This window comes from Rhodoferax sp., assembly GCF_028689295.1.
Lineage (GTDB): Bacteria > Pseudomonadota > Gammaproteobacteria > Burkholderiales > Burkholderiaceae_C > Rhodoferax.
This window is the reverse complement of sequence record NZ_JAQTWL010000013.1, coordinates 67,200-80,044: the sequence shown is the minus strand read 5'-3', so window position 1 is coordinate 80,044 and position 12,845 is coordinate 67,200. Positions and strand designations below refer to the sequence as shown.

Sequence of the window (12,845 nt, the reverse complement as noted above, 5' to 3'; positions counted from 1 at the left end):
ATGGAAAATCCAGACACTGACCCACCGGGCTTTGCCCTTTACCGGCTGTATCAGGATGATTACAGCCGTCGCCACGAGATGTTTGTGCCGTCCCACCTCAAGGACGACCTGGAGGCTGAAAGCAAGCGTCGCTTCAAGGAAAAGGAAGCAGAGCAGGACAAGGTGACCGCCATGGAAAAGGCCCAGGCGCGTGAGGAGGCCATCAGCAGCTTCCGTGCGTCTGAGTCCACCGATTCCGGTCCCGACAACAGCTTCAAGAGCAAAGACCAGATCGAACTCGAGAAGGCAACCCAGGCCTGGGCTCGCATTGATGAATCGGACCGGACCCGGTCGTCACGACATCGTTATCCGGTGTTCAAGTCAGAACAGGCCCTGGTCCTGCGCAAGCGTCTGAGCAAAAGTGATGGGGATGAGCGGGCCAGGCTGGACCAAACCTATCAGGAGTTGGTGCATGCCGGCACCACCTTGCGCGAGATCGCTCGGCCAAAGTCACTCAAGTCACTGGAAACCTTGGCGCAGAAGCAGCCGCACATGAAAGAGGCGGTGGCCTTCGTCATGGCGCAGATCAACCTGGCCAGGTGCAGCCAGAAACCGGTTCGTCTGCAGCCCATGCTGTTGGTTGGGGAGGCTGGAGTGGGAAAAACCCACTTTGCCCAGGCCCTGGCGCAGGCCTTGAGTACCACCATCCACATTCAAGCCCTTGATTCCGATCTGACCTCTTCGGTCTTTCTGGGTTCCGATCGACATTGGGGTAATTCCCAGCATGGCGTGCTGTTTGAGACCGTGGTTCTGGGTCAGCACGCCAATCCCATCATCGTGCTCGATGAGATCGACAAGCCTTCACGCTCGATGAGCTACGCCTCTCCCGTGAGCAGCCTGTATTCGGTACTGGAACCGGTTAGCGCCAAAGGGGTACGTGACATCTCACTGATGTTCGAATTCGACGCCAGCCAAGTGACCTGGATTGCCACCGCCAACACCGCGATGTATCTGGATCCGCCCTTGCGCAGCCGGTTTCGGGAGTTCCACATCATGCCACCCACAGCCGCAGAGTGCCTGGTGCTGGCCGAAGAGGTGATGCGTGCCAGCATTCAATCGGTCGGCATCAAGGGTTTCAAGCCTGATGTGTCGCTGCGCCGGCATCTGGCGCATTTGCCAGCCCGCCAGATTTATCAGTTGACCCTGGAGGCCGTGGCCAATGCTGTTGCGGCTGACAGGAAAGAGCTGTGTCGGGGGGACTTTCCGGGGTGGTTGTTTGAGGATGAGGCGGGCGGGCAGGGCGGTAAGGTTACACAATACCTTCATTGAACCTGCATCATGAATGTTAGTCCTATTTATGCTAGCTTCGGCGTCTAGGTTTCAGTCTGTCCAATGGCTTATCCATGACCAGGCCATTCCACACTGACGGCTCATGCGATCGTCCCGTTCAGTGGAACTTTGATAACCTGCTGCCAGAAGAATTTTTGCGCGAAGTCTTGGCCATGGAAGAGAAGTTCGACCGGTCCGATGCGTTCGGCCTGCTGAGATACTTTGGCTCGGTGTTTGCGGGCTCGCTCGTGCTGCGCGAGCATGGTGCGACCGTCGTGGAGCAAGGATTAAAGCCGCTGACGCTTGACGACCTGCAACTGCGCATCAAGCAGCTTCGGACTTCCCCTATGGAGAGTGAGCTTCACAAGAAACCACTTCAAAACAGGATCACCAACACCAGCAAACAGCTATAGTTATCCACAATTGGAAGTCAAGCTGACAACTTTAGCCCCTGGTCAAAATTCAATCGGTCCCAGGGGGTCAGTTTTGAATCGGTGCCGATACGTATGGACAAACACTACCTCGCTCCTCTTTTCGCCCCCCAATCGATTCTGGTATTCGCTGGCCCCACCGAATCCGTGGAGGGCCATACACCCCAAGCCCGGCAACTGGCCGAAAACCTGAAGGCGCAGGCTTACAAGGGTACGCTGCAATTTCTGGATATCCACAGCAATGGCACGCTGGCCGATCTGTCGCGAACGCGCGCTGATCTGGCCATCATTGCGCTGCCTGAGGACGAAGTGCTGGCCGCACTGGAGGTCGCAGGTCGCATGAACTGCCGCTCGGCCCTGATCATCTCCACCGGTATCAGCGCTGAGCTGGCCCAGTCCCTGGAAAAGGTGGCCAAGCGCGAAGACGTGCAACTGTTGGGGCCTAACTGCCTGGGCTTTCAGAACCCGCTGCTGCAACTCAATGCCAGCGTGGCGGGTGACCTGGCCAGTAGCGGTTCGCTGGCGCTGGTGTCGCAATCGTGCGCGTTAACGGCGTCCATGCTGGACTGGGCGCGCAAGAATGCCGTGGGGTTTTCCTCGGTGGTTTCGCTGGGCTCCAACACCGCGGTGGACATCGCGCAGGTGCTGGACTACTTGGCCAACGACGCACGCACGCAAAGCATCATCGTGTACCTGGAAGGCATTTCCAATGCACGCCGCTTCATGAGCGCGCTGCGCTCGGCAGCCCATACCAAGCCGGTCATCGTGCTTAAGGCCGGACGCAAGCCCGCAGGCAACCAGGCAGCACAAACCGACAGCGGCACCATCGTCGGCAGCGACAATGTGTTTGACGCGGCCCTTCGCCGCGCCGGGGCAGTGCGCGTCACCTCGTTTATGGAACTGTTCTCGGCGGCCAAATGCTTGGCTTCGCGTTACCGCCCGGTGGGCCAGCGCCTAGCCATCGTCACCAATGGCGGAGGCCCTGGCAGGCTGGCGGTGGACTGGGTCTATGAAATTCATCTGCACCTGGGCAAGCTATCGGAGCAGACGAGCGCCGAGCTCAAGCCCAAGCTGCCTGTGATGGCGTCACTGACCGACCTGATTGACTTGTCAGAAGAAGCTACGGCCGAACACTACAAGGCCGCAGTCATTGCTGCCTACCATGACGCATCAATAGACGGCGTGCTAGTGATCTTCTCACCCAAGACCGGTTCCGACTCCATCAGTATCGCCAAGGCCATGGCGGAAATCAAACGCGCCATGGGCAAACCGCTGCTGACCTGTTGGATGGGTGACGCTACAGTAGGCGAGGCACGCGTGCTTCTCAACGAGGCCGCCATTCCCACCTTCCGCACACCGGAGGCGGCGGTGGGCGCCTTCGGCAACATCGCCACCTTCTATCAAAACCAGCGACTGCTGCAGCAGACGCCGCCACCGCTGTCAATCCTGGACAAGCCCGACATCGAAGGCGCGCGCCTCATCATCGAGAGTGTGTTGGCCGAAGGGCGCAAGGTGCTGTCCGATATGGAGTCCAAGACATTGCTGTCGTGCTTCCACATTCCGGTCACGCAAACCATTTTGGCGCGCAACGCCAACGAGGTCATGATGATTTCGGCGCAGCTGGGTTACCCGGTGGCGCTCAAGATCGACTCGCCCGACATCAGCCACAATTCCGATGTGCAGGGAGTGGCGCTCAACATCATGAATGCCACTAGTGCACGTGACAACTACAACGACATGGTGGAGCGGGTCAAGCGCATCATGCCGAAGGCCCTCCTCAATGGAGTGACCGTGCAGAAGATGGCAAACGCCCGCCGTGGCCGCGAGATCTATGTGGGCCTTGTCACCGATGACCCGTTCGGTCCGGTGATTGTGTTTGGCGCTGGCGGCACCATGATCGAATTGCTCAATGATCGTGCCATGGAGTTACCGCCTCTCAACCAGTTTCTGGCACGTCGGCTGATCGACCGCTCGCGGGTGTCCGAAACCCTGGGCGAATGGCGCGGTGCTAGCGCGGTGAACATGGATGCTCTGGAACAGGTGCTATTGCGCGTCTCGGAAATGGTGTGCGAATTTCCGCACTTACGCGAGATGGATATCAACCCCATCATCGTCGACGAATTCGGTGCTGTGGCGGTGGATGTGCGAATCGCTATCGACAGCGCGCCCCAAGGCAGCAGCGGTCGCGCCAACGACTACCACCACCTTTCCATCCTGCCCTACCCGGCCCGCTACGAGATGACACTGCCTCTGCGCGGTGGCGGCGAATACTCTATTCGCCCGATCCATCCCGACGATGCGCAGATGCTCAAGAATCTACTCAGCGAACTGTCGCCGCAAAGTCGCCGCTTCCGCTTTGTATCCAGCATGGCCGAGCTGCCGCCTGCAATGCTGGCACGCTTCACATTGATCGACTACGACCGAGAAATGGCGTTGGCGGCCGTTGTCAAGGAACGCAAGGTCACACCCGAGGGCGACATCACCGAGACTGAACGCATAGTTGGTGTCTCGCGTTATGTCACCAACCCGGACCAGTCGAGTTGCGACTTCGCACTGGCGGTGGCCGACGACTTCAATGGCAAGGGCATGGGCTCACGCCTAATGGAATGCATCATGGACGTGGCGCGTGAAAGAGGCCTGTCCGAGATTGAGGGTCTGGTTCTGGCCCATAACTCCCGCATGCTCAAGCTCATGCGCAGCTTGGGCTATCAGGTCAAAGCCTATCCGGGAGATCCGGACTTCAAGCTGGTCACACACAGTCTGTAGGATTGCACGCAGCAACAAAATGGGGCGCATGCCAGTGCATCCTGACGTTTAAGATTTCGCCACGGAAACAACAGGCTCGCTGCGATGCCCTCCTGCCTGGCTACAAACGAGAAGTTCATGCCACGCTCGTAGGCCTGTCGCACCAGCGCTGATTTCTCTGTGAGGGACCATCGCCTACGACGCTGGAATCGTAAACATAATTCACCATCTCCTCTGGGCAGAATGTGCACTCAGCTGAGCGCAATTCAATCACCACTCGGGTTGCCGGATTGGGATGAAATTGTATTCGCTATGGCCCTTTGATCTTTGTCGCAAAAGTCGGCCCATTTCTGCATCTTCAGACAGCGCTTGTTTAATGCATCACTTTACAGATATAAATGGTCCCATTTGGTGAACAACTTTCCCCGATCTATAGGTTAACTCATGGCGGATTGCCAAAGATGCAGAGCTGTCTACGAAGGCGGTGGTTGCTTGCGCCGAACCAACCGCTTCGGGACACAATTTGTTGCACGGATCATTAGCGTATTCCTGCGCAAGGGTCTGTGATTCGCCTTGCCGGATGCGTAGTTCTTGGAGACATCGAAGCAGCAGTGCCATGGGATGGGGCCTTCAAGTGCCTGAGTTAAGGAAGCTGGAGCGCTGCTACAAATTCGGGCACTGCCACGAACAAGTCAGCTTCGAGCCCATAGTCGGCCACGCAAAATATCGGCGCCTCGGCGTCTTTGTTGATTGCCACGATCACTTTGGAGTCCTTCATGCCCGCGAGATGCTGTATGGCTCCTGAGATGCCCGCTGCAATGTAGAGCTGCGGGGCGACAATCTTGCCCGTCTGGCCCACTTGCCAGTCGTTCGGGGCGTAACCCGCATCGACAGCGGCGCGCGAAGCACCCAAGGCTGCGCCAAGCTTGTCGGCCAGCGGGGTCATTACTTCCATGAACTTTTCGTTGGAACCCAAAGCCCGGCCACCGGCGACGATGATCTTGGCGGAGGTCAGTTCGGGGCGTTCGTTCTTGGCGATTTCTCTACCGACAAAGGTGGTGATTGAACTGCCAGTAACGGCGACCACGATTTCAACCGTTGCGGTACCACCCGTGGCGATGGCAGCATCGAAACCTGTGGTACGCACGGTCAGGACCTTGATCGCATCGGTGCTCTGCACCGTGGCAATCGCGTTGCCGGCGTAGATTGGACGCTCAAAAGTGTCGCTGTTTTCGATATTGATGACATCTGAAATCTGGCTGACGTCGAGCTTGGCGGCCAAGCGAGGTGCCACATTTTTACCGCTGGCAGTCGATGCAAACATGATGTGGGAATACTGGCCAGCGATGGTCAGCACCTGGGCCGCCACATTCTCGGCCAATCCATGTGCAAACTGGGCACCGTCGGCATGAATAACTTTGGCAACGCCGGTGATCTGTGCGGCAGCCATTGCGACCGGGTCGGCATTGTGGCCCATGACCAAAACATGCACAAGACCATCTGTGAACATACTGGTCTGGGTCGCCGCCATGACGACGTTGAATGTGGCGCTTTTGAGGCTGACGTTGTCGTGCTCAGCAATTACTAAGACTGTCATTTAGATCACCTTGGCTTCGTTCTTGAGATTGGCCACCAGGGTGGCCACATCGGGCACCTTGATGCCGGCGCTGCGTTTGGGTGGCTCGTTGACCTTGAGGGTCTTGATGCGCGGGCTCACATCCACGCCCAAATCTTCGGGTTTGAGGATTTCCATGGGCTTTTTCTTGGCCTTCATGATGTTGGGCAGGGTCACATACCTGGGCTCGTTCAGGCGCAAGTCGGCCGTGACGACAGCGGGCAGGGTGACCGAGAGGGTTTCACTGCCGCCGTCGATTTCGCGTGACACCGTGGCTTTGCCGTCCGCCACTTCAAGCTTGCTGGCAAAGGCGACCTGGGGCAGGTCGGCCAGCGCGGCGAGCATCTGGCCGGTCTGGTTGCAGTCGTCATCGATGGCTTGTTTGCCCAGGATGATGAGGCCGGGTTGTTCTTTGTCGACCAGGGCCTTGAGCAGTTTGGCCACCGCCAGGGGTTGCAGTTCTTCGGCGGTTTCAACCAGGATGGCACGATCGGCACCGATGGCCATGGCCGTGCGCAGGGTTTCCTGGCATTGGGTGACGCCACAGGAGACGGCGATGATCTCGGTGGCCACACCCTTTTCTTTCAGGCGCACGGCTTCTTCGATGGCGATTTCGTCGAAGGGGTTCATGCTCATTTTGACGTTGGCGAGATCAACGCCGCTGCCATCACTTTTAACGCGTACCTTGACGTTGTAGTCAACCACTCGCTTGACTGCGACTAAAACTTTCATTTCTGATTCCTTTAGTTTTTAAACTTGCTTTTGAGGATGGTGAAATCATTTCGGACGAAGCAGTGGTGCACGTCTAACGCCACCTTTCCCGTTAAAGATTAGTGCGTCTTGCCAAAGGTCGATGACCATATTCAGTGGAGCAAGCATGCCTGAGGCCCCCTTGCTCGCTTCTTTAATGAATCTCTCAGCCAAGATGGCGTAGTCCCTTCGAAACATTTCAGCCGGACGATTAGTCCAATAGCCAAAACTCGCATTTGACAACGTTACCTTGACAGGCAATGAGCTTGATGTGGCTGTACCGAGAAGGTTGCATGGGGACAGAGATGCCAGACCCCGGTTGATAACGAAGCCGAGCTTATGCTTGGTTGAATAAATCGACGCTTTAGCGCTGAGAAACGGGATCATAAGTGCGACAGCATGGCTTTCAGCAACTTGGCCATCTCGGACGGATTGCGCGTGACCTTGAAACCACATTCTTCCATCACGGCGAGCTTGGCTTCAGCGGTATCGGCACCGCCAGAGATCAAGGCACCGGCGTGGCCCATGCGTTTGCCCGCAGGTGCGGTCACACCCGCGATGAAGCCCACAATCGGTTTCTTCATGTTGAGCTTGCACCAGCGTGCGGCTTCGGCCTCGTCCGGGCCACCAATTTCACCAATCATGATGACGGCGTCGGTGTCAGGATCGTCGTTGAAAGCCTGCATCACGTCGATGTGCTTCAAACCATTGATGGGGTCGCCACCAATGCCGACAGCAGTGGACTGGCCCAGACCGATTTCGGTCAACTGTGCCACCGCTTCATAGGTCAACGTGCCGGAGCGGCTGACCACACCGATGCGGCCCTTGCGGTGGATGTGACCGGGCATGATGCCGATCTTGATCTCGTCGGGCGTGATCAGGCCGGGGCAGTTGGGGCCGAGCAGCAGGGTTTTCTTGCCGCCAGCGGCTTCCTTGGCCTTCATGCGGTTGCGCACTTCGAGCATGTCACGCACCGGGATGCCTTCGGTGATACAAATCGCCAAGTCCAGGTCGGCCTCGACGGCCTCCCAGATGGCGGCAGCAGCACCTGACGGGGGCACATAAATCACGCTGACCGTGGCGCCAGTCTCGCTTGCGGCTTCTTTGACCGAGGCGTAAATCGGGATGTTGAAGATCGACTCGCCGGCCTTCTTGGGGTTCACACCCGCGACAAAGCAGTTCTTGCCATTAGCGTATTCCTGGCACTTTTCAGTGTGGAACTGGCCGGTCTTGCCCGTGATGCCCTGGGTGATGACCTTGGTGTCTTTGTTGATGTAGATAGACATTTTGATTAACCTTTCACCGCTTTAACTGCTGCTTGTGCAGCTTCTGCCATGGTGTCCACGGAAATGATCGGCAGACCGCTGTCTTTCAGCATCTTCTTGCCCAGCTCTTCGTTGGTGCCCTTCATGCGCACGACCAGCGGCACATTCAGGTTGGTTGCCTTGCAGGCGGTGATGACGCCGGTGGCAATGGTGTCGCACTTCATGATGCCGCCGAAGATGTTGACCAGGATGGCCTTGACCTTGGGGTTCTTCAGCATGATCTTGAAGGCTTCGGTGACCTTCTCGGGGGTGGCACCGCCGCCCACGTCCAAAAAGTTGGCCGGTTCTGCGCCAAACAGCTTGATGGTGTCCATGGTCGCCATGGCCAGGCCCGCGCCATTGACCAGGCAGCCGATGTTGCCGTCCAGGCTGATGTAGGCGAGGTCGAACTTGCTGGCTTCGACTTCAGCCGGGTCTTCCTCGTCGAGGTCGCGGTAAGCCACGATCTCGGGGTGACGGTAGAGGGCGTTGGCGTCAAAGTTGAACTTGGCGTCCAAAGCAATCACGTTGCCCTTGCCGTCGCGGTTCAGCGGGTTGATTTCGACCAGCGACGCGTCGGTGTCCATGTAGCACTTGTAGAGCTTCTGGAAGATGTCCACGGCTTGCGCCGTCGAGCCAGCAGGCATGCCGATGGCGTCTGCAATTTTCTTCGCTTGCGCCTCGCCCAGACCGCTCAAAGGATCGATGAACTCGGTGATGATCTTCTCAGGCGTGGAATGCGCCACTTCCTCGATGTCCATGCCGCCCTCAGAGGAGGCAATAAAGGCCACCTTTTGCGTGGCACGGTCGGTCACCACGGACACGTAGTATTCCTTCTGGATGTCGGCACCGTCTTCGATGTAGAGGCGACGCACCTTTTGGCCCTCAGGGCCGGTCTGGTGGGTCTTGAGCTGCATGCCCAGGATTTCGCCAGCGATGCGCTTGACATCCTCAATGGTCTTGGCAACCTTGACGCCGCCACCCTTGCCACGGCCCCCGGCGTGGATCTGCGCCTTGACAACCCATACCGGGCCGCCGAGTTTTTGAGCGGCTTCCACCGCCTCTTGAACGGTGAACGCTGCAATGCCGCGAGGCACTGGCACACCAAATTGACGCAAGATTTCCTTGCCTTGGTACTCGTGAATTTTCATTGTGTCTCTCTAATCAATGCTCTAGTCGGAATAATCGTGCTCTTTGTGTAGATTAGGGCGCGTTCGGTGGAAAGCTTCAATCGCAACAATAGGCTATAAAAATAACTGCTGCTGCTTTATCGGCATTTGCTATGTTGTAAGGTTGCATGGACGCTCATCAACCACTCGCGACGAGCTTCACCAAAAGCGCGATCACGACGAAGTCGTGCGATGTTTTGTAAGGTCCATGCAGTGCTGGAGGCAGCGATTGGGGGAGGCCTTGTGCATGTGGTGTCTATTCCGTCGGGCGTAATCTGAAAAGAATCGGGAATGTAGAAGCTGCTGCTGATGATGGTGTTCAGCAGAGACGTCTTGCTAGCACCGTTTGGCCCAACGATTGACAAAATCTCACATTCTCCAAAAAATGCCGATACGTCAGTGATCGCTTGGATTCCTACGAACCGATTGGAAACACTTGAAACAACGAGACCTTGACGGCAAAGTGAAGGAAGTTTCGAACCCATTTTTCCCCATATAAATTCTGTACAACTTTTCGGCCTACCGTTACGCATCCCTGATATGGTCGAATATATAAATAAACCGACGTGGCGATCTATTATGCCATTCTTTAATTAAGGAGTCAAGAGGGTAAATTTGCACCGAGCATCCATGGTGTCCACCAGTTCTCACTCAGCATCAGGCCCCCTCTTTGGGTGCGGGCATTCTGGTGGATCATCTTGCTCGCCAGGGGAATGCGTTCACACTTGATGCGGAGGTTACACCGGCGCTTGGAGGTTCTTACAACGCCTGCACATTGCCGCTCGGTCTTGATACATCTGTAACTGCGCGCGCCTTTGAACTGCCTTTTACATGCCGAGAAATTGGGTGACGTTCAAGTCGGAAAAGTTGTTTTTGTAAAGTTGCACTACCCGGTCCACTTCAGACCCGCTTGCGCGGCGTTTGGAGATCTGGCTGAGCCGCCTGTCAAGCAAGTCCTCCATGCCATCAGCTTAATAGCGTTCAATGTGACGGCGAAAGCTGCGTTCGCACTGGCCCAGCAACAGTGCCACCTCGGCCTGCGTCAGTCGTCCTTCGCTCCAGCCGTCATAAGCTTCTTGAAATTTCATCTTGCGGTTCTCCTGCATGTAGCGGGCACGGCTTATGGGATCGATGCTGCATCGCACGTCCAGAAACCGGACAGATTACTTGCTAAGAACCGGACAAGTCATTTACTACCGACACGCGCTGTTGCGCACTTGACACCTGCCGCATTTAGCGATAGCATAAAAATACAGTAACACCGACGGGTCGGACTATTAATTAAAGATAAGAGAGTTCTAAAACTTCGGCGCGGTGGTCGTAGAAGTTAAACGGTCACCGTTTCGGTGGCATAAAAAGTTGGGGCCGCGTTACAGACCACTCTATATAAATTTGAAAAGATCGTAATTTGAAAGCCTTCGGATTTGCCGATAGTTGGCTACCTTGGTGTAAGTTTTTGAACTGTTTTTAAGGAGTTTGTATACATGCGCAGAAAGAAGTTGTTAGCAGCAATGGCTCGCACTGAGGGGATATCTTCGCAAGAGTTTCATGACCATTACCGTCACCCACACGGAACCATGGGCATGCAGATTTCGACGTTGCGCCAGTACGTTCAGAGCCACCAGATCCACACTGACCTGCTCGATAAATCGCAGAATCGCTATGAGGCAATCGCAGAATTGTGGTTTGACAATGCGAACGACCTGATCCACTTCCGGGAGGAGTCAACAATGACTTCCTATCTGAATGCCGACGAGCCAAACTTCTGCGACCTGCGAAAGACGCGATTGTTCATCTGTGAAGAAGAAGTGTTGAGCTCAACGCCCGATTCCAGACTCATCGAAAGTGATTACGCCAACGGAAAATGGCGATTGGACAATCGCCCGCTGTCAATCAAGATTCTGCAATTCATTATGCCGGATGCTGGCCCCGGTTGGTGTGGGCCGAATGACGAAGCACTCGGGCGTCGTCTAGGCACATTTCAGCATGTGCGTTGCCATCCTACGACCCCGACAACCATGGTGCCCAGCCGGATGAACCGTCCGCCCGACTTTATTGGCGCTAGGGAATTGTGGTGGCCCACCCTCACCGCTTTCGAGCGGTCTATTGCAGCTGATATGGATGCATGGCGTGACCTCATCATCCAACGGCCACACACCTACACCATGCTGGCACAGGCAGAACGCTGGAGATAACCATGAACAACAACACATCAACGCCTACATCGAACCTATTCTCCCCTTTGCGTCTTCGTGACCTAGAACTGCCAAACCGTATCGTCATTTCACCGATGTGCACCTATTCGGCGGATGAGGGAATAGCTAGCGATTGGCACTTCGCTCATCTCGCAAAGTTTGCCTTAGGCGGTGCCGGAACAATCTTCGTCGAGGCGACGGCGGTCGATCCGGACGGCGGACTTAGTTGCGGCGACCTCGGTCTGTGGTCCGACTCCCATGTTGCGCCACTTAAGCGGATCACCGATTTCATTAAAGCATGCAATTCTGTACCTGCTATTCAACTGGGTCATGCCGGACGTAAGGCGAGTTCGCAACGGCCCTGGATTGGCAATGGTGCATTGACGGAGAAAGATGCCGAATACGGTGACAAGCCTTGGCAAACCGTCTCTGCCGGGACGGTGCCCGTCAACGAGTCATGGCCCGCACCACAGCAACTGACATTGGAACGCATGGAGGCAATGCGCACTTCGTGGCGCCTAGCAGTGGATAGAGCAATTGATGCTGGCTTCGAAATCGTCGAGGTCCACATGGCGCACGGCTACCTGTTACACCAGTTCCTGTCGACGGTCACAAACAACCGGGTAGATGGCTATGGCGGCAGTCTAAAAAGCCGGATGAGGTACCCGCTCGAGATCGCAAAGATCGTACGCGACACCTGGCCGCAAGACCGCCCCGTTTTCGTGCGCATCTCAGCCGTAGATGAGGGCTGGTCTATCGAGGACTCGATCGCTTTGGCATGTGAACTCAAGTCAATAGGTATCGATGTTGTGGACTGCTCGACCGGCGGATTGGGGCGTTCGCCGCAAGCGCTGCGCGTTTCACGAGGGTATGGCTTCCAGGTCCCTTTCGCAGAAAAGATCAAGAAAGAGGCCGACGTTTTGACCATGGCGGTCGGATTGATTCTTGATCCCGAATTAGCTAACGATATCGTCGCATTGGGAAGATCTGACCTCGTGGCCGTTGGCCGAGGCGTGCTCGAAGACCCGAATTGGCCACTTCGAGCGCGCCGTGTCCTGAACCCAGAAGCCTCGGCATTCGCGGGTTGGCCGAAACAATACGGGAGTTGGCTAGAGCAGAGGGAACGGGTGTTGGAAAAAATCCGAGCTGACGATCAGGCCTCAACCACCTTAAGCTGAGAGGTGTTGCACTTCAGATTTGAGGCTGCCATGCTAAGGGAAGATAAATGGGATAAATCAGGATACAGAGATGGATCTTCGGTTGAATAGTTAGAACCGTTTAAGTCGCGCTGACTTGACTGTGGAGACCGCTTCAATGTACTGTCATTT

General features: G+C 56.1%; 10 protein-coding genes and 1 pseudogene. 5 read left to right on the top strand and 6 right to left on the bottom strand.

Annotated elements, in window-relative coordinates; all coding sequences use genetic code 11:
- The 3 genes from PHF15_RS11965 (at position 1) to PHF15_RS11955 (ending at position 4,505) form a co-directional block, all read left to right on the top strand.
- Positions 1–1,308: an AAA family ATPase gene (locus PHF15_RS11965; RefSeq protein ID WP_300121406.1), complete on the top strand. Its 1,308-nt coding sequence runs from the start codon at positions 1–3 to the stop codon at positions 1,306–1,308.
- Positions 1,309–1,382: 74 nt separating this feature from the next.
- Positions 1,383–1,721 carry a HipA N-terminal domain-containing protein gene (locus tag PHF15_RS11960; protein ID WP_300121405.1) on the top strand — a complete coding sequence of 113 codons (339 nt, stop codon included), beginning with the start codon at positions 1,383–1,385 and terminating at the stop codon, positions 1,719–1,721.
- A gap of 93 nt (positions 1,722–1,814) precedes the next feature.
- Positions 1,815–4,505 carry a bifunctional acetate--CoA ligase family protein/GNAT family N-acetyltransferase gene (locus tag PHF15_RS11955; RefSeq protein WP_300121404.1) on the top strand — a complete coding sequence of 897 codons (2,691 nt, stop codon included), beginning with the start codon at positions 1,815–1,817 and terminating at the stop codon, positions 4,503–4,505.
- A 32-nt stretch (positions 4,506–4,537) separates the two neighbouring features.
- Here PHF15_RS11955 and PHF15_RS11950 read toward each other — a convergent pair.
- The 6 genes and pseudogenes from PHF15_RS11950 to sucC all read right to left on the bottom strand — a co-directional run.
- A pseudogene (locus PHF15_RS11950) lies at positions 4,538–4,729 on the bottom strand (transposase); the annotation flags it as partial.
- A gap of 136 nt (positions 4,730–4,865) precedes the next feature.
- Entirely contained in the window at positions 4,866–5,102 is a 237-nt protein-coding gene (locus PHF15_RS11945) for a hypothetical protein (protein WP_300121403.1), read from the bottom strand.
- 25 nt (positions 5,103–5,127) lie between these two features.
- Positions 5,128–6,081 (bottom strand): FAD-binding protein, encoded by a 954-nt coding sequence (locus tag PHF15_RS11940; RefSeq protein WP_300121402.1) that lies wholly within the window; start codon positions 6,079–6,081, stop codon positions 5,128–5,130.
- Positions 6,082–6,831, bottom strand: coding sequence for an electron transfer flavoprotein subunit beta/FixA family protein (locus PHF15_RS11935; RefSeq protein WP_300121401.1), 750 nt, complete (start codon positions 6,829–6,831; stop codon positions 6,082–6,084).
- Positions 6,832–7,232: 401 nt separating this feature from the next.
- Entirely contained in the window at positions 7,233–8,135 is a 903-nt protein-coding gene (gene sucD / locus PHF15_RS11930) for a succinate--CoA ligase subunit alpha (protein ID WP_300121400.1), read from the bottom strand.
- A 5-nt stretch (positions 8,136–8,140) separates the two neighbouring features.
- Positions 8,141–9,304, bottom strand: a complete 1,164-nt coding sequence (gene sucC / locus PHF15_RS11925; protein ID WP_300121399.1) for an ADP-forming succinate--CoA ligase subunit beta — start codon at positions 9,302–9,304, stop codon at positions 8,141–8,143.
- A gap of 1,502 nt (positions 9,305–10,806) precedes the next feature.
- Here sucC and PHF15_RS11920 point away from each other — a divergent pair.
- A complete protein-coding gene (locus PHF15_RS11920) occupies positions 10,807–11,517 on the top strand; it encodes an EthD domain-containing protein (RefSeq protein WP_300121398.1) in 711 nt (236 codons plus the stop codon).
- 2 nt (positions 11,518–11,519) lie between these two features.
- Positions 11,520–12,695, top strand: coding sequence for an NADH:flavin oxidoreductase/NADH oxidase (locus tag PHF15_RS11915; protein ID WP_300121397.1), 1,176 nt, complete (start codon positions 11,520–11,522; stop codon positions 12,693–12,695).
- Positions 12,696–12,845 lie beyond the last annotated feature (150 nt).